Consider the following 18,095-nt stretch of genomic DNA (forward strand, 5'->3'; position numbering starts at 1 on the left):
GAGGGCACGAAGATTTGCACAAAGTTCACAAAGAACCTGGTGATTTTTGCGTAGATTTCTTTCTGACTTTAGTCGTTTATAAATGCCCATTGATTATACGTTTGATCCCTTCTTTCAATAACAAAACATTAAAGTTGATCAGTAGTCCAAGCTTATAATTACCTAGCTTAAGATAAGTTAAAGTTTGGGCTAAATGAATATCATTCAATGCATCAACACTTTTAGTCTCAATTACCAATTTATTTTCTACAACAAGATCAATTCTATATCCACACTCCAGTTTTACTTCCTCAAAGATGAGCGGCATCGCCTTTTCCTTTTCAATATATAAGCCCTCTTTTCGAATCTTGTAGTATAGACTTTCTTTATATGCACTTTCTAGCAATCCTGGCCCCAGCGCTCTATGAACATCTATTGATAGTCCAATAACTTTATTAGCAATTTCGTTTTCAGTCATTCTTGCTTGATAACTATAGCTACAAGGAACTTAGTGTCCTTTGTGTATATTTTCTTTGTGACCTTTGTGGTTACTTTCAAAATATGCACTCAATTCATCTTCAAAATAGTGCAACGCATTCTTCACCGGCAGTGGTAATCCACCGCCAAGCATGCATAGCGATCCGATCTCGAGTGTTTCCAATAGATCATCCATCAATGCGCGATCAATTTTGTATTCACTGGTTCGGGCTTTTTCAAGCATCTCTTTTCCACGTGTTGAGCCAAGCCTGCACGGGAAACATTTTCCACAGCTTTCGTGTGCCGTGAACTCAAACAAATGCTCTATATATAATAGAATCGGAAAATCTTCAGGAATGCAGACAATCGATGCGTGCCCCAAAAGGAATCCGTTTTTGGCAAACGACTCAAAATCTATCGTGAGGTCGCTGGTTTTAGATACGGGCACCAATCCACCCAAGGGCCCACCAATATGCATGGCCTTAACGGGTTTACGGAAGCCGCCACCCAGTTCATTTAATACAACACTCAGAGGCGTGCCCATGTCTACTTCATAAATACCGGGTTTGTTGAAATAGCCATCCAACGAAATCAATTTTGTTCCGGTTGATTTCCCCAGACCAATAGAAGCGAATGCTTCACCTCCGTTTTGCATAATCCAAGGCAGGTTGGCTAACGTTTCAACGTTGTTGACTACAGTAGGTAAGTTAAACAACCCCTGTTGAGCCGGGTAAGGTGGTCGCACACGAACTTCCGGCCTTTGACCTTCAATAGAAGAGAGCAGCGCAGTTTCCTCTCCGCAGATGTACGCACCCTGTGCTTTGATTACTTTGAAGTTGAATGAGAAACCGGAGTCAAAAATATTTTCGCCAACAAAATTATGCTTGTATAATTCCTGTATAGCTTTTTCAATTACATCAATTGATTCAGGGTACTCTGCCCGGATATAAAGCACACCGATTGAAGCATCGGCTAGGTAACCCGCGATGATCATGCCCATCAACACCGCGTGCGGTTGATGTTCCAGCAAGTAGCGATCGGAATATGCGCCCGGGTCGCCTTCATCTGCATTGCAAACGATGAAGCGCTGTTCGGCTGGTGTATTCCGACACGATTCCAGTTTGATTGCAATCGGAAAGCCGGCACCGCCACGCCCGCGCAGTCCGGATTTCTTTAATTCTTCCTGAAGCGTGTCAATTGGTTTTGCAAGACAATCTTTTAATGTTTTGTAATACGCTTGTATGCCCGGAAATTTTTGCGTGAGTATGGGTGTGCCGGTTGAGGCAATGTGATAACGATCAGTAATAACGGTTTTGTTTTTCTTGATCTCACCAAGTTGGTCAATTGCGCTTCCGGAATAATTTTTACCGGATATGTGAAATGCCGAATTCTCGTGGCACCTGCCGAGGCAACACATTTCCCCGATTTCTTCTTCCTTGAAATGGTTTTGTAATTTTTCTTTCAGTGCAGGTTGTGTTCCTGCACACAGGCAAGCACTGCCATTGCAGATGTATACTTTCTTACCTTGATTTTCGGGTTTGAGAAAATCATAGAACGTGGCTGTACCAAATACATTCGCTTTGCCAACCAGAAATTCCTTTCTCAAGGCTTCCATTTTTTCGATGGAAGGTGTACCCGTTTCGGCAGCAATACCCAATTCTTCGAAAAGTGTTTTATCAACACCCTTTCTTCCGGCCAGATAGCTTAAATTCTTTGACATAATTACCTGAAATGCACCTTTAAGGTACCAAATATTTTACGTTTTTCCCGTGGTTTATCTGTGTGGGGTGGATGGCTTAACCAAAGCACCGTAATTCTTACTTGGCCGTCTCGCTCAATTTCTCCACAATCTCTACTTCTGGTTCAGTAAACAACAAATCCCGTAAGGCATGAATCATTTGCCGCACCGACATATTAAACGCACGGTTAAGGGTTATCTGTGTGGGTATATCGGTCTGGTTGATTTTTCGCGAGGCAATAACGTTGGTAATCAATTGCGTAAACGCGATATCATCTTCCTTATTTTTAAGGGTTAGTCCGTGAATCATACTGATGTTGGTACTCGTTTCTTTTTCTTCCAATACGCGAATAAATTCCTGGTGGATGGTGACCCACTTTTCCTTGAAGTGCACCATCAGCTTTTCAATTTCTGCATTGTCGGATGCCTCGACTTCCTGCAGGTTATGCTGTACGTCTTTTAAAATTTTAGCGGAGGCCACCGCATTGCGTGTGGCGTGCAGGAGTTTGTTTAATTCGCGCGCTTCCTCATCGCGGAGTTCGTGCATCTGCAGGCCAGAAGCAAACGTATAGATTTCAGCTTCCAGCAGTTTAATATTCTGGTATTGCTCCTCAGGTGCCACATCTTTGGTGATAGCTGGTTCTTCTTTTTTCAAAAACGATTGAAAGGGTTCTCTACGGGTAAGTTTCAATAGCCGTAAATGATAGCGAATCACTTCTACCACCAGGTGTCGAATTTCATTTTTCAAGGCTTCAATGCCGGCTTCCGTAACATCGGGTTTTAGGGTGTGCAGGTAATGGGTAAGGGTAACTTTCTTTTCACCGATAACACGCACAATCAGGTTAGTAAAAAAGCCAATGAAGGGCAGGAAAATAATTACGCCAATCAGATTAAACAGTGTATGAAACAACGCAATGCCTGTTACCGGATCATTTTCCAGATGGACGATTTTTTGAATCAGATATATTAGAAATGGAAATAGGACAATTGCAATTACAGCCGTAACTACGTTGAATAGCAAATGACTTACGGCCACACGCTTTTTGATTGTTTGCGACCCCAACGACCCGATCAGCACGGTAAGGGTTGTTCCCACGTTTATACCAATTACCATGTACGCAGCCATGGGGAAGGCGAGTACACCGGAATAAATGGCACTAAGAATAATAGCCATGGACGCTGAACTCGATTGAATGATGGCCGTTAGTAAAAATCCGATCAGGATAAACACGACTCCGGGATAATGCTTCAATGCAGCCAGGTCATAGTGCTGGGCAATGCCATCGATACTGGTTTTCATGTAATCGAGGCCTATAAACAGAAAGCCAAAGCCAACTAAAAATTTGCAGATGTTGGCCCCACGCCCGGAGGTTCCAAAAAAGATCAACCCTAAACCACCCACACCGATGAAGGGCAATGCTAGTAACTCAATTTTTACTTTGAACCCAAGGGTGGCCACAATCCAACTGGTGAGCGTGGTACCTAAATTTGAACCGATAATCACACCGATGGCACTTTCCATGCCCAATACACCCGCTCCGGCAAAGGCTAAAACCATTAAGGAAACAGCTGTGCTACTTTGAAGTACGGCCGTAGCAACCGTTCCGCTCACCACGCTACGAAACCAGTTCTCGGTAAACCTGCGAAGAAGTTTTCGGAAGGTGCCACCGGAGAGTTGCTTCAACGCTTCTTCCAACTGGTACATCCCGAAAAGGAAAATACCAATACCGGCTAATAATTCTACCAAATTGAGCTCGGTACTCATTGCAGATTTTGTTTTCAGAAATTTAAGGTATTTGTACTTTCAACAAAGTGATCTTTATCAGTACTTAACGCCTCATTTGCTGCAATGAGGAAAACCGGATTAACCAAACTGTTGGAACTAAAAGAATTGCTGGATGCGAAAGCTGAACAATACAACCAACCCGGTTTCATTGATTTTGATCCGATACTGATTCCACATCAGTTTTCAAAAAAGCAAGACGTTGAAATTGCCGGGTTATTTGCTGCTACGTTGGCTTGGGGGCAGCGCGTAACCATCATTAATAATTGTCGCAAGCTGTTGGGTTGGATGGATCATGATCCGCATAACTTTATGCTACACCACCAGGAACATGACCTGAAACCATTTCTTGATTTTCGACACCGAACATTCAACGCTACGGATGCGCTCTATTTCATTGCCTTTCTGAAGTGGTATTATCAACGCCACAATTCCCTGGAAGATGCATTTTCTGGTTCACCAGGGGAGCAGACTGTAGAAAGGGGACTCATTAATTTTCACAACCTGTTCTTTAGCCTCCCGGATTTTCCTGTACGAACCAAAAAACACATCGCTACCCCTGAACGCAAGTCGGCTTGTAAGCGCCTGAACATGTATTTGCGTTGGATGGTGCGCTCAGATAATAGGGGAGTTGATTTTGGTATCTGGAAAAAAATTGAGCCGGCCCAATTGATTTGCCCGTGCGATGTACATGTGGAGCGGGTTGCTCGCAAGTTGCGCCTGATCAAACGCAAGCAAACGGACTGGCTAATGGCTGTTGAGCTAACCGATAATCTGCGTAAGCTGGACCCCATTGATCCCGTGAAGTACGATTTTGCTTTGTTCGGGTTGGGACTAGAAAAATTCTAGGGGGCCACTAGTTGTTGAGGAGAAAAAATCAGGTTGCCGATCAGGATAAGGAGCAAGCCTAGCGCGATGGCATAATGTACCCATGACTTTTCTGTTCTAACGATCAGCAGAATGCTAAACAGTACAATGACGCCTAGTTGAACAGGCTGTTCCCAAAGGGTGTAGTCTAACAAAAACACATTTTGCAGCAAGGCCGTTAACGTCAGGCAAATCGTAAAAAAGAAAAACTTCGGACAAATGGAAAAGTAGTAGGCCTTCAGGTCGAGGGGTACTTTCCATTTAACCGGGAACAATAAGTTGGCCAGGATGAATAACAAGATAGGATAGAGGATAACAAACAGAAAAATGGTTAAGCTCCAGGTCGACCAGTTCATGAGTTGATAGGTGTCCCACCACTCCTGAATGTGTAACACAAAAACGAGCACAATCCAGACAAAGAACGGTCCGTACGGCACCACCGATTCCCACCGTTTAATGATGCGCGCCAATCCGGTTAGAATCACCGCAATGCCTAATCCTAAAATCAGGGAAATGAGCACGCTTACATATTCAAATGGAGTCATTTTTCGCAGATTATTTCACCAATTTAAATTGATTCTAAATTATTTGTTCAGCTTTTTCTTCGTCAAGGTTCTGGAAGTTTTAACAGTCAAAGAAAACCCATTAAAACAGTTCAAATAATTGTTTCCCGTACCTGAAATAAGTTTGAAAAAATGACTTCCGATAGTAGATTTGTGCACCTTGATGTAAAACCGGACACTACAAACCTATCATGATAAAAGTATCCCTGTACTCCATCACCCGAAGCATCAGCACCCTCGTTTTATTTTTTACGTTATCCCTTTCATTCGCACAGGAAATTCCCACTACACCGGAAGCTATTGCCGATGGGGAATCCCTCTTTAACGCAAATTGTAAAACCTGCCATCGGGTACACCAGAAATTAGTTGGTCCTGCACTGGCTAATGTCTACGACCGTGCTCCGTCTATCGACTGGATCAAAGCATTCATTAAAAACTCAGCTGCCGTTATTGCCAGTGGCGATGAATACGCAGTAAACCTGTACAACGAGTACAACAAAACGCAGATGACCGCCTTCACCGGTTTGAAGGACGATCAACTGATGAACCTGTTGGCTTATATCAAGGCTGAAACGGAAAAAGGTCCTCCGGTTGCCGCAACTCCGGCAGCTGCGGGTGGAGAAGGTGGAACCGGCTCCGGTGTTCCGGCCGGTTACCTGAATATCATCCTGATCGGGATGTTGGTGATATTGGCTCTTCTTGTAATGGTATTGCTGTTTCTGGTTTCCGCCCTTAAGCGTTTCCTTGATCAGAAAGATCTTTCCGAAGAAGATAAAGAAGTTGTTCACTCACCTTATACCGTAGGAAGCATCACCAGCAGCGCTGGCTTCCGCTTTATTATGATCTTTATTATTGCTTCGCTTGGCTTCAAGTGGGTGATTAATACACTGTACTCTGTTGGTGTTCAGCAGGGCTATGCGCCCAAGCAACCAATTGCTTTCTCGCACAAACTTCACGCAGGTGCTTACGAAATTGATTGTAAATACTGTCACGTGGGCGTGATGGTGGGCAAGAGCGCCACTATTCCTTCAGTGAATATTTGTATGAACTGCCACCGCTCCGTTAAAACAGAATCGCCTCAAATTCAGAAACTTTGGGCTGCTGCCGATTGGCAACCCGAAACACTCACCTTCGGTCCGAATCAGAAACCAATTGAGTGGGTGCGTATCCACAACCTTCCCGACTTGGCTTACTTCAACCACGCCCAACACGTAAATGTGGGTAACATTGAGTGCCAGACCTGCCATGGCCCGATTGAAGAAATGGAAGTGGTGAAGCAGTACTCCTTATTAACTATGGGCTGGTGTATCGACTGCCATCGCAAGACCGATGTGAACACTAAAGGCAGCGCGTACTACGACAAGTTGGTTGAACTGCACAACAATGCCAGCAAGGAACCGATGAAGGTGGAAGACATTGGTGGTTTGGAATGTGCCAAGTGCCACTATTAATATAGAATTGAATAACCGTACCTTAAGTCAGACTTCGCTTTAATACATATTATGGAGAAAGAATCTACGAAGAAGATATACTGGAAAGGCCTTGAGCAACTCAGTAATGATCCCGAGTTTGTGAAGCATGCCCACAACGAGTTTGCTCCCGGACCGGAGGAAGATCTTGGCCATTCCCGCAGGGATTTCTTGAAGATGATGGGTTTCGGTGTAGCCGCGGTTTCGTTGGCTGCCTGCGAAGCGCCTATTCGTAAAGCAATTCCGTATGTTAATAAGCCTGAGGACTCCACCCCAAGTGTGGCCAACTACTATGCTTCCACCTATACCAATGGTGGTGATTATTGCAGCATTGTAGTGAAAACCCGCGAAGGTCGCCCGATCAAAATTGAAGGCAACTCTCTTTCAAGTGTTTCAAAAGGCGGTACCAGCGCACAGGTTGAAGCCTCTGTTCTTTCGCTTTATGATAACGCCCGTCTCCGTTTCCCACGTCTCGGTGAAAACCGCAAGGCCACCTGGGATGAACTGGATATGGAGATTACCGACAAGTTGCGTGGCATCAGCCTGAGCAACGGTAAGATTGTAATTGTAAGTAACTCAATTCTTAGCCCCAGCACGAAGGCGGTTATCGAGAAGTTCAAAACGAAATACCCAACTACACAACACGTTCAGTACGATCAGAGCTCGCATTACGGCATGTTGAAAGCCAACGAAGAATCATTTGGCACGGCCATGATTCCTTCCTACGATTTCAGCAAGGCAAAAGTGATCGTAAGCGTTGCAGCTGATTTCCTTACCTCATGGCTATCGCCTGTTGAGTTCACCAAGCAGTATGCCGCTACCCGCGAAGTAGGGGAGAATAAAAAAGATATGTCGCGCCACTACCAGTTCGAAACCGGTATGTCATTGGCTGGCGCAAATGCTGACTACCGCACACAGATCAAACCTTCGGAAGAAGGCGCTGTGGTTGTTCAGTTATATAATTTATTGGCTTCAAAAGCCGGAAGATCAACCATCAGCGGTGGGGTAGATAAACCTTATCTGGCGAAAGCCGCTGAAGATTTGTGGAACAGCCGTGGTAATGCACTCGTAGTTGCCGGATCAAATGATAAGTCGGTTCAGGTTGTGGTAAACGCCATCAACGATTTATTGGGAAGCTACGGATCAACCATCCTTCCGAACGTTCCTGTGAATTACCGTCAAGGTAATGATCAGGCTATGGCCGATTTTGTTAAAGAGGTTAATGCAGGCAGTGTTGCCGGTGTAATCTTCTACAACTGTAATCCGGTTTACGATCACCCGATGGGTGCGCAACTGGAGGCTGGTTTGAGCAAAGTTCAGGTGAAGATTGCTACTTCTTATAAAGAAGATGAAACCGCTGCGCTTGTTGATTACATTGCTCCGGATCACCACTTCCTCGAAGCGTGGAATGATGCCGAGCCTAAAAAGAATCATTACAGCCTGGCACAACCTGCCATCACCCCGATTTTCAAATCGCGTGCAGCGCAGGAGAGTTTCCTTATCTGGGCGGGTGAAACAAATGTTGATTATTTCGAAGTAGTAAAGAATAACTGGAAGAACTGGTTCTACAAATCAGGCAATTTTCAGACCTGGTGGGATCAGTGCCTGTATAACGGTGTACTGGAACTACCGGTAGAAGAATCTGCTGTTTCTTTTGCTGGCGATGTAGCCGCGGCTGCATCTGCTATCGCCTCAACCTACAAAACAGGTGATGGCTTTGAAGTATTTGTATTTGAAAACGGAACAGTTGGTAACGGCTCACAAGCCAATAACCCGCTGTTGCAGGAACTTCCAGATCCGATTACAAAAGCGGTTTGGGAACACTATGTAACCGTAGCACCTGCCGATGCAAAGAACATCAACTTCAAGGAAGCGAAAACAGAATATTACACTATCTCCATCAACGGAAAGGAACCGGTTAAACTTCCGGTACTCGTTCAACCTGGTCAAACTCCGGGTACAATCGGTATTCCGTTAGGATACGGCCGTACCAAAGCCGGTAAAGTGGCCGATGGAATCGGTACGAATGTTTATCCACTCATTGGCATGGTGAATGGATCGCTCAGCTATAGCGTGGGCGGTGCCACGTTGCAAGCTACTGGTGAACGTTACCAGATTGCTACCACACAAACGCACCAAACCTACATGGCCCGTCAAACGGTTGTGCAGGAAACTACCTTGAATAAATTCTCAAAGGCAGATTGGAAGCGCGAGTTCCAGCCTAAGGTGGCAACCTGGAAAGATCCAGAGCATAAAGTTGCTCCGGGCGAACTTTCTATGTGGAAAGGCCACGAATACAAGAACCACCACTGGGGTATGGCCATCGACCTGAACACATGTATCGGTTGTGGAGCCTGTGTGGTAGCGTGTAACGTTGAAAACAACGTGTCACTGGTTGGTCGTGAAGAAGTAATCAACCGCAGGGAAATGCACTGGTTGCGTATCGACCGCTACTACAGCAGCGATGCGAAAGTGCATGATGTACGCGGCCTGGAAGAGGCAGCCGAAAACCCTGAGGTGGTATTCCAGCCCATGTTGTGCCAGCACTGTAACAACGCACCTTGCGAAACGGTGTGTCCGGTGGCCGCTACCACCCACAGCACAGAAGGATTAAATCAAATGACGTACAACCGTTGTATCGGTACACGCTATTGTGCCAACAACTGTCCGTATAAAGTAAGACGTTTCAACTGGTTCAAGTATCACGATAACCGCCAGTTTGAAAATGTGAACCCGGCCATGAACACCGATTTGGGTAAGATGGTGTTGAACCCGGATGTAACCGTACGTTCACGCGGTGTAATGGAGAAGTGTTCCTTCTGCGTACAGCGCATTCAAAACGGAAAACTTCAGGCCAAGAAAGAAAGAAGGCCGCTTAAGGATGGTGAAGTGGTTACCGCTTGCCAGGCTTCCTGTTCAACCGGAGCGATTGTATTTGGTGATGTGAACGATCCAGAAAGCCGCATCAGCAAGCTGTTGAAGATTTCTCCTGCTAATCCGGAGAAGCCTTTCGGTATCGATAAGATAACTGGCAACCCGCGTGCTTACCAGGTACTGGAAGAAGTAGGGGTGAAGCCGAACATCTGGTACCTCACCAAAGTACGCAACAAAGATTCAGCAAACGCATAATAACGATAAACGAGAGAAGTAAAATACTATGGCAGTAACTTCAGCAGTTCGCGAACCCCTGGTAACCGGTGGTAAAACCATTAAGGATGTTTCGCACGATATCAGCCGGCAGGTGGAAGGCAAACCAACCAAACTCTGGTGGATGGCAATGGCAATTTCACTTGCCTTGCTCGCCTGGGGCGCATACGCTTGCGGCATGTTGCTTTGGCACGGCATCGGGGTGTGGGGCCTAAACAAAACGGTAGGTTGGGCGTGGGATATCACCAACTTCGTATGGTGGGTTGGTATCGGTCATGCAGGTACACTGATCTCGGCTATCTTGTTGCTGTTCCGTCAGCGCTGGAGAATGTCCATTAACCGTGCGGCAGAAGCGATGACGATCTTCGCGGTTATCTGTGCGGCCAGTTTCCCTGGCTTCCACATGGGCCGCTTGTGGTTAGGATTTTACTGGGCATTGCCACTTCCCAACACATTCGGTTCACTATGGGTAAACTTTAACTCACCGTTGTTGTGGGACGTGTTCGCCATTTCGACTTACTTCACCGTTTCATTGGTATTCTGGTACATCGGTCTTATTCCTGATTTTGCGGTGATCCGCGACCGTGCCGTTGTGCAGGGAAATAAAATTCGCGCTACAGTTTACAATGCCCTCAGCTTTGGCTGGCAGGGCGGAGCAAAAACGTGGATGCGTTACGAATCTGTTGCCCTGATTCTGGCTGGTCTTTCAACACCCCTGGTACTTTCCGTGCACACGATCGTATCCATGGACTTTGCTACATCGGTAATTCCCGGTTGGCACACTACCATCTTCCCGCCATACTTCGTTGCGGGTGCGATCTTCTCCGGATTCGCCATGGTGTTAACGCTGCTATTGGTAACCCGAAAAGTTTTCAAACTCGAAGATTACATCACCATCTACCACATTGAGTTGATGAACATCATCATCATCATCACGGGGTCGATTGTGGGTATCGCATACATCACCGAATTATTCATCTCCTGGTATTCACGCGTACCGTATGAAGGTTATGCCTTCTATAACCGTGTGGTTGGTCCGTATGCCTGGGCATACTGGTCGATGATGACGTGTAATGTGATCTCGCCTCAATTGTTCTGGATCAAGAAAATCAGAACCAGCATTGTGGCTACGTTTGTACTCTCCATCATTGTGAACATTGGTATGTGGTTCGAGCGTTTCGTGATTATCGTTACGTCTCTGCACCGCGATTACATTCCATCAAGCTGGACCATGTTCTACCCAACCTGGTACGATGTAGGACAGTATGTGTTTACGTTCGGTATTTTCTTTACCGCGTTCTTCCTGTTTGCGAAGTTCTTCCCGGTAATCAACATGGCCGAAGTGAAAAGTATTATCAAGACAACTTCTGAAAAACAATAAGTCATGGATGCAGATAAGCATTTTGTAGTAGGAATTTTCAATGATGAGGATGTGCTGCTGGACGGCATCAAGAAGGTGCGTTCCAGTGGAGTTAAAATCCAGGAAGTGTACTCCCCGTTTCCGGTGCACGGCATTGATGAAGCCTTAGGGTATAAGAAGTCGAGATTACCGATTGCCGCATTCCTTTTTGGTATGACAGGTACAAGCCTTGCGTTGCTCATGCAAATCTGGATGCTGGGTTACGACTGGCCCATGATTATTGGTGGTAAAAACTTTGCTTCTCTGCCGCCCTTCATACCAGTAACGTTTGAGTTAACCGTATTGCTTGCCGCGTTGGGTATGGTGGGAACTTTCATGATTGTAAGTGATATGAAGCCTTACAAATGGCCACGTCAGTTTGACCTTCGCAGCACGGAAGACATGCACGTGATGGCCGTTGATCTGGCTGCAAACGGAGGCAGGAGCAAAGAAGAATTGAAGCGCTTGCTTACCGAAAGTGGCGCTATTGAAGTGAACGAAAAAAGCTTTGAATAATATCGTACGATGAAGAATACCATGAGAGTAACTGCATCATTATTTATCGGGTTAATCGTGGCGGTGTTGCTGGCAGGCTGTAAAGCCGGTGGCGACAATCCCGGTTTGGAGTACGCTCCAAACATGTACCATTCCGTAGCCTACGAACCGTATACCCAAATTACCAACCCGGATGAAGGGCGTTGGTTGACCTCTATTGAGTATGAAGATGGTCATGCCGAGTTCTACAACTCCAACAACCTGAATCCATTTAAGATGAACTTGCGATTACCACCACCAAATACGGTAAGTCGCAATAAGATGGGTTTTCTTCCTTATCGCCTGCACAAAGACAGTTTAGAGATTGCTGCGAAATTGAAGAGTCCGTATGACTCTGTGGATGCTGCTTTATTGGCAGACGGAAAAGCATTATACACCATGTATTGCCAGCACTGCCACGGGGCAAAAGGTGAAGGCGATGGCAAGGTAGCTACTGGTGTAACCGTTGACGGTGTGGAGCGTGGTCTATACGCAGGTGTGGCTAACTTGAAAGGCGATGCCTATAAAAACATTACGGAGGGCCACATCTTCCATGTGATTACCATGGGTAAAGGTTTGATGGCACCACATGGTTCGCAGATGAGCCAGGAGGATCGTTGGAAAGTTGCACATTACGTAAAAACATTGCAGAAATAATTTAACAAAGCACAACAGGGTTAACTGAATACAACATGGGTCATTCAACAATAGTGGAAGAGAAATTTGTCTTTACCCAGGAAGCAAAAAAGAAAATCTTTTGGTTGCTCGGGGCTGGAGTAATCATGTTTGTTTTTGGGCTTTTTATGGCTCAGCGTGGCGGACATGATGATCATGCAGGAGGGCATGGACACGTAGCCACAGAACAACTGGTAGCCAGTGCGGATGCAGCTGCGGCCAGCGAGGGTGCTGAGGAAGGGGAGCATCATGGATCAGCAACCTGGGTGAAGCGTTTGTACACAACTCTGTGGATGAATAACATCTACTTCGTAGGCCTTGGTATTATCGGGTTGTTCTTTGTTGCGATTCAGTATGCTGCGCAAGCCGGATGGTCGTCAGGCATTAAACGTATACCGCTGGCTATGGGCCACTGGATTTTAGTTGCCTTTGCCGTAACCGTTGTGCTATGGTTTGTAACCAACCACGATATTTTTCATTGGACACATAGCTCCTTATATGGTGAGTATGTTGATGAGGCTAAAACACAACCCAACCCGGGTTATGATGAAATTATTGATGGTAAGGCACCTTACTTTTTCTGGCCAGGTAAAGCCGGTGGGTTTCCTATTTTCTACATCGCCCGTATGATCATTTTCTTTGGCATGTGGTATTGGTTCTTCCTGATGATCAAGAAGAACATGCTGGCCGAAGATCTGGAAGCGGATACAAAGTATTGGTTTAAGAACAGAAGCATCTCTGCCTGGTTCCTGGTGTTCTTCGCAGTAAGTTCATCAGTTGCTGCCTGGGATTGGGTAATGAGTATTGACACACACTGGTTCAGCACCATGTTTGGTTGGTATGTATTTGCCAGCTGGTGGGTAACGGCTTTGGCTATGATTACGCTTATCGTTGTGTATCTGAAAGATGCTGGTTATTTGAAAGTAGTAAACGCTAACCACCTCCATGATCTTGGAAAATTTGTATTTGCGTTTTCTATTTTCTGGACGTACATCTGGTTCGGTCAGTTTTTGTTGATCTACTACGCGAACATCCCGGAAGAAACTGTGTACTTTATTGAACGGATGAAAACCAGTCCGTATAGCTGGATATTTTACACCAACCTGATCCTAAACTTTGTATTACCGTTTTTGTTATTGATGACAAGAGACGCCAAGCGGCATTTATCTATGCTGAAAGTGGTTTGTCCGATTGTGATTGTAGGGCATTGGTTTGATTTTTACAACATGGTTACACCTGGTGTAATGCAGAACAACGGTGGGTTAGGATTTTTAGAAATCGGAACCGGTTTAATCTTTATGGCTGCTTTCTTGTGGATTACACTGAACAGCTTATCGAAGATGCCTCTGTTCGGTAAGAATCATCCCCTGTTAGAAGAAAGTCTCCATCACCACATTTAATTTGAAAGCATTATGACGACTTTGATTGTAGTTCTTGGTGTTGTTTTGGTTCTGATGATCCTGTATCTGATTTTCAGAATCAGTACACTGGTTAGCGTAGCCAAAAGCAAGAAAGAGACTGAGGTAGACAGCAGCAATGGTCTAAATGCCATGCTCTTCATCCTGTTTATGGTGTTTGGTTTGGGAGGCTTCTTCTGGTACTCCTATGCTCACTTTGATTCGTACACGCTGCCTGTTGCTTCTGAGCATGGTGCGTGGACGGATACCTTGTTCTGGATCACAATGGCGGTAACGGTAGTGGCCTTTGTGATTATCAGTATTATCAAGTTTGTGTTCTTATATCAGTACCAATACAAAGAGGGCAGAAAAGCTAAATTTTATCCAGACAACCATTACCTCGAATTGGCCTGGACGATTATTCCTGCGATTGTTTTGGCCTTGTTGATTTTTACAGGTCTACGCGCATGGAATGATATTACCTCTCCGGCAAGCGAAAATGCGGAGGTAATTGAAGTAATTGCCCAGCAATTTGCATGGACAGCACGCTATCCTGGTAAGGATGCCGTTTTGGGTGATTATCATTACCAAAAAATTGATGCGATCAACGAATTCGGTTTGGACTTAACCGATAACAAAACATTCGATGATTTTAAGTCACTGGAACTTCACCTGCCAAAAGGAAAAGAAGTACTCTTGAAGATTCGTGCAAAAGATGTGTTGCACAGTGTATTCCTTCCGCACTTCCGCGTGAAGATGGATGCCGTACCCGGTATGCCAACACAGTTTAAATTTCTGGCTACCAAAACAACCGAAGAGATGCGTGAGGAAACCGGTAATCCGGAGTTTAACTACGAGCTCGCCTGTACAGAGATTTGCGGAAAAGGTCACTTCTCGATGAAGATGAACGTGATCGTACACAGCGAAGAAGATTTTGCAAAATGGAAAGCGGAGCAGGAGACCTGGTTAAGCCAAAATCCTGATTATTTAAAAAATGTGCCGGCAGGCTTGCGTGAGTCGGCTATGATCAAAGCGGGTATTCCGGCTGAGGCAGGATTAAAATTCATGCAAGGAGATTTTGGAACAGCAGTTGGTTCGAACTAAGACTTAACAAGACATGGCAACAACACATATTCACACACACACTGACGTTCACCACGATGATCATGAGCACGAGCATCATGAAGGTAATTTTTGGACGAACTACATTTTCAGTCAGGACCACAAGGTAATTGCCAAGCAATTCCTGATCACGGGTATTTTCTGGGCGTTGTTCGGGGGAACACTCTCCGTGATATTCCGTTTGCAACTTGGTTTTCCTGAAATGAGCCTGGAGTGGATGCGTCCGCTATTAGGTGGTTGGATTACACCAGAAGGAAAAATTGACCCTGAGTTCTATCTCGCATTGGTAACGATGCACGGTACCATCATGGTGTTCTTCGTGTTGACAGCCGGATTGAGCGGAACATTTTCCAACTTCTTAATTCCCTTGCAAATCGGTGCCCGTGATATGGCATCCGGTTTCATGAACATGCTTTCGTATTGGTTCTTCTTCCTCTCAAGCGTGATCATGCTGAGTTCTTTCTTTATTGAAACAGGCCCTGCCGGTGGAGGTTGGACCGTCTATCCGCCATTGAGTGCATTGCCGCAGGCTATCCAGGGATCTGGTCTGGGTATGACGCTTTGGTTAACGTCCATGGCCTTGTTTATTGTGAGTACGTTGCTGGGTGGTATTAACTACATCACCACGGTAATCAATATGCGTACACGTGGTATGTCATTTACACGTATGCCGCTTACCATCTGGGCATTTTTCTTTACCGCCATCATTGGTTTATTGTCTTTCCCTGTATTGTTTGCAGCGGCCTTGTTGTTGATTTTTGATCGTAGCTTCGGTACAAGTTTCTTCTTGTCAGATATTTATATTGGTGGTGAAGCACTTTCTAACGTAGGCGGTAGCCCGATTCTGTTCCAGCACTTGTTCTGGTTCCTCGGTCACCCCGAAGTGTATATCGTATTGTTACCTGCTTTGGGTATCACTTCTGAGATTATTGCCACCAATTCGCGTAAGCCAATTTTTGGTTACAAGGCGATGATTGGTTCCATGCTATTCATTGCGATACTTTCATTCATTGTGTGGGCGCACCACATGTTCGTTACCGGTATGAATCCGTTCCTCGGTTCCATTTTCATGCTGTTAACGCTGATTATTGCTGTGCCTTCAGCTGTGAAGATCTTTAACTACGTAACTACGCTGTGGAAAGGGAACATCCGGTTTACCTCCGGCATGCTGTTCTCCATTGGTCTGGTTTCATTCTTCTTAACAGGCGGTATTACCGGTATATTTCTCGGTAACTCAGCCATCGACATTCAATTGCACGATACCTACTTTGTGGTGGCACACTTCCACCTGGTAATGGGTAGTGCTTCATTCTTTGGTATGCTGGCAGGTATTTACCACTGGTATCCGAAAATGTTTGGCCGTATGATGAATGAGAAACTGGGTTACATTCACTTCTGGGTAACGTTTGTGGGTGTTTACATGGTGTTTTTCCCCATGCACTACATCGGTATTGCCGGATTCCCAAGAAGGTATTATTCATTCACCAACTTTGAAACCTTTAGCGGTTTCACAGATTTGAATGCGTTGGTAAGTATCGCTGCTATCCTGACATTGTCAGCACAGTTTATATTCCTGTTCAACTTCTTCTACAGCATGTTCCGTGGAAGACCTGCACCTGCAAACCCGTGGAACTCCACCACATTGGAGTGGACTACACCGCGCAATCCTGGGCACGGCAACTGGCCTGGTGAAATCCCGGCTGTTTACCGTTGGCCTTACGATTACAGCAAGCCTAACGCTAAGGAAGACTTTATTCCGCAAACAGTTCCGTTCTCAGAAACACCTGAGTCCAACCTGCCTCACGAAAATGAGTTGATCAAGTTGGAAAGCTCCAACGGAGATGCCATTGTTGTTGAAGGAAATAAGCACTAATCACTACAGCGAACAAGGTTAGTCAAAAGGCTAACCTTGTTTGTTTTACCACGTATGGGTCACCGCGGTTTTTATCGGTTAAGCCTCTCTACACTCGTTGCTGTTTATATTTTGATTCTGGTAGGCGGAGTTGTCCGCAGTACCGGAGCGGGTATGGGCTGCCCGGATTGGCCAAAATGTTTTGGGCAGTGGGTGCCGCCTACATCCGTTGAGCAATTGCCTGCCGATTACAAGGAGTTTTATTCGGAATACCGCCATGAGAAAAATGTGCGTTTTGCCCGTTACCTTACAGCATTAGGTTTCGAAAAGACAGCAAACCAGATTTTAACGGATGAGAACATTCGAGAGGAGGCTGATTTCAATCCGGTGAAAACCTGGATTGAATATGTGAATCGATTGGTGGGCGTGGCTATCGGCTTTTTGATTTTTGCTGTGTTCGTTTATTCGATTCGGTTTTGGAAATCTGATAGAAAGCTGACCTGGCTGTCCGGATTTACATTTGTGTTGGTTGGGTTTCAGGGATGGATTGGCTCCATTGTGGTTTCAACAAACCTAACGCCATGGACCATCACTGTACATATGTTTCTTGCCATGGTAATCGTTGCCCTGCTTATTTATCTCGTACATAAGGCGCGTGGAGGAAATTCATTTACCGTTCAGGGTATCGTACCATGGTTGTTGGGGTGTTTGTTTCTGGTGTTTGTTCAGATCTTTTTGGGTACCCGGGTGCGTGAGGTGGTTGATGAAGTGGCGAATCAATTAAGCGACCGGAGCGAGTGGATTTCGGCCCTCGGGATAACCTTTATAATACACCGCTCATTTTCATGGGTAATATTGATTTTTCATGCTGTTTTGCTTAGAAATCTGTGGAAAAGTGAGCCTACCCGGGGTTTCGTTCTACCGTTATTCCTGTTAATTTTGGGCACCATTTTGAGTGGCATGGGGATGGCCTATTTTGCGGTTCCGCCATTCCTTCAGCCGGTTCATTTGCTGCTGGCAACCCTCACATTTGGTGTGGAATTTTACCTGGCACTGCAATTAAACAGAACAATTAAACCCGTGTTATCATAAC

At 45.5% G+C, this 18,095-nt stretch carries 14 protein-coding genes; 10 read left to right on the plus strand and 4 right to left on the minus strand.

Going from position 1 to position 18,095, the window contains the following annotated elements; genetic code table 11:
• Nucleotides 1-76: 76 nt before the first annotated feature.
• The 3 genes from QY309_05130 to QY309_05140 form a co-directional block, all read right to left on the minus strand.
• Nucleotides 77-457, minus strand: coding sequence for a GxxExxY protein (locus QY309_05130; GenBank protein ID WKZ60865.1), 381 nt, complete (start codon nucleotides 455-457; stop codon nucleotides 77-79).
• A 30-nt stretch (nucleotides 458-487) separates the two neighbouring features.
• A complete protein-coding gene (locus QY309_05135) occupies nucleotides 488-2,176 on the minus strand; it encodes an NADH-ubiquinone oxidoreductase-F iron-sulfur binding region domain-containing protein (protein ID WKZ60866.1) in 1,689 nt (562 codons plus the stop codon).
• A gap of 97 nt (nucleotides 2,177-2,273) precedes the next feature.
• Complete coding sequence (locus tag QY309_05140) at nucleotides 2,274-3,959, minus strand: Na/Pi symporter (GenBank protein WKZ60867.1); 1,686 nt, start codon at nucleotides 3,957-3,959, stop codon at nucleotides 2,274-2,276.
• Nucleotides 3,960-4,043: 84 nt separating this feature from the next.
• Here QY309_05140 and QY309_05145 point away from each other — a divergent pair, with 84 nt between their 5' ends.
• Complete coding sequence (locus QY309_05145) at nucleotides 4,044-4,826, plus strand: TIGR02757 family protein (GenBank protein WKZ60868.1); 783 nt, start codon at nucleotides 4,044-4,046, stop codon at nucleotides 4,824-4,826.
• Here QY309_05145 and QY309_05150 read toward each other — a convergent pair.
• A complete protein-coding gene (locus QY309_05150) occupies nucleotides 4,823-5,389 on the minus strand; it encodes a hypothetical protein (GenBank protein WKZ60869.1) in 567 nt (188 codons plus the stop codon). The two genes, QY309_05145 and QY309_05150, sit on opposite strands and share 4 nt — an antisense overlap.
• Nucleotides 5,390-5,598: 209 nt before the next feature.
• Between QY309_05150 and QY309_05155 the strand changes: the two genes are divergently transcribed.
• The 9 genes from QY309_05155 to QY309_05195 are packed head-to-tail and all read left to right on the plus strand — an operon-like array spanning nucleotide 5,599 to nucleotide 18,094.
• On the plus strand, nucleotides 5,599-6,858 hold the full coding sequence (locus QY309_05155) for a c-type cytochrome (protein ID WKZ60870.1): 1,260 nt from the start codon (nucleotides 5,599-5,601) through the stop codon (nucleotides 6,856-6,858).
• A gap of 51 nt (nucleotides 6,859-6,909) precedes the next feature.
• Entirely contained in the window at nucleotides 6,910-10,005 is a 3,096-nt protein-coding gene (locus QY309_05160) for a TAT-variant-translocated molybdopterin oxidoreductase (protein WKZ60871.1), read from the plus strand.
• Between the two features lie 28 nt (nucleotides 10,006-10,033).
• Nucleotides 10,034-11,404, plus strand: a complete 1,371-nt coding sequence (gene nrfD / locus QY309_05165; protein ID WKZ60872.1) for a polysulfide reductase NrfD — start codon at nucleotides 10,034-10,036, stop codon at nucleotides 11,402-11,404.
• Nucleotides 11,405-11,407: 3 nt separating this feature from the next.
• Entirely contained in the window at nucleotides 11,408-11,938 is a 531-nt protein-coding gene (locus QY309_05170; protein ID WKZ60873.1) for a DUF3341 domain-containing protein, read from the plus strand.
• A gap of 9 nt (nucleotides 11,939-11,947) precedes the next feature.
• Entirely contained in the window at nucleotides 11,948-12,613 is a 666-nt protein-coding gene (locus QY309_05175; GenBank protein WKZ60874.1) for a cytochrome c, read from the plus strand.
• 35 nt (nucleotides 12,614-12,648) lie between these two features.
• A complete protein-coding gene (locus QY309_05180; protein ID WKZ60875.1) occupies nucleotides 12,649-14,031 on the plus strand; it encodes a quinol:cytochrome C oxidoreductase in 1,383 nt (460 codons plus the stop codon).
• Between the two features lie 12 nt (nucleotides 14,032-14,043).
• Complete coding sequence (locus tag QY309_05185) at nucleotides 14,044-15,132, plus strand: cytochrome c oxidase subunit II (GenBank protein WKZ60876.1); 1,089 nt, start codon at nucleotides 14,044-14,046, stop codon at nucleotides 15,130-15,132.
• A gap of 13 nt (nucleotides 15,133-15,145) precedes the next feature.
• A complete protein-coding gene (locus QY309_05190) occupies nucleotides 15,146-17,023 on the plus strand; it encodes a cbb3-type cytochrome c oxidase subunit I (protein ID WKZ60877.1) in 1,878 nt (625 codons plus the stop codon).
• A gap of 54 nt (nucleotides 17,024-17,077) precedes the next feature.
• Nucleotides 17,078-18,094 (plus strand): COX15/CtaA family protein, encoded by a 1,017-nt coding sequence (locus QY309_05195; GenBank protein WKZ60878.1) that lies wholly within the window; start codon nucleotides 17,078-17,080, stop codon nucleotides 18,092-18,094.
• The last annotated feature ends 1 nt before the right edge of the window (nucleotide 18,095 follow it).

The organism is Cyclobacteriaceae bacterium, from assembly GCA_030584025.1.
In the GTDB taxonomy this organism is placed as follows: domain Bacteria; phylum Bacteroidota; class Bacteroidia; order Cytophagales; family Cyclobacteriaceae; genus UBA2336.

Coding starts and splice junctions, on each gene's coding strand:
- QY309_05135 (WKZ60866.1), bottom strand. CDS start 2,176: ATGTCAAAGAATTTAAGCTATCTGGCCGGAAGAAAGGGTGTTGATAAA.
- QY309_05130 (WKZ60865.1), bottom strand. CDS start 457: ATGACTGAAAACGAAATTGCTAATAAAGTTATTGGACTATCAATAGAT.
- QY309_05140 (WKZ60867.1), bottom strand. CDS start 3,959: ATGAGTACCGAGCTCAATTTGGTAGAATTATTAGCCGGTATTGGTATT.
- QY309_05195 (WKZ60878.1), top strand. CDS start 17,078: ATGGGTCACCGCGGTTTTTATCGGTTAAGCCTCTCTACACTCGTTGCT.
- QY309_05180 (WKZ60875.1), top strand. CDS start 12,649: ATGGGTCATTCAACAATAGTGGAAGAGAAATTTGTCTTTACCCAGGAA.
- QY309_05175 (WKZ60874.1), top strand. CDS start 11,948: ATGAAGAATACCATGAGAGTAACTGCATCATTATTTATCGGGTTAATC.
- QY309_05150 (WKZ60869.1), bottom strand. CDS start 5,389: ATGACTCCATTTGAATATGTAAGCGTGCTCATTTCCCTGATTTTAGGA.
- nrfD (WKZ60872.1), top strand. CDS start 10,034: ATGGCAGTAACTTCAGCAGTTCGCGAACCCCTGGTAACCGGTGGTAAA.
- QY309_05160 (WKZ60871.1), top strand. CDS start 6,910: ATGGAGAAAGAATCTACGAAGAAGATATACTGGAAAGGCCTTGAGCAA.
- QY309_05190 (WKZ60877.1), top strand. CDS start 15,146: ATGGCAACAACACATATTCACACACACACTGACGTTCACCACGATGAT.
- QY309_05170 (WKZ60873.1), top strand. CDS start 11,408: ATGGATGCAGATAAGCATTTTGTAGTAGGAATTTTCAATGATGAGGAT.
- QY309_05155 (WKZ60870.1), top strand. CDS start 5,599: ATGATAAAAGTATCCCTGTACTCCATCACCCGAAGCATCAGCACCCTC.
- QY309_05185 (WKZ60876.1), top strand. CDS start 14,044: ATGACGACTTTGATTGTAGTTCTTGGTGTTGTTTTGGTTCTGATGATC.
- QY309_05145 (WKZ60868.1), top strand. CDS start 4,044: ATGAGGAAAACCGGATTAACCAAACTGTTGGAACTAAAAGAATTGCTG.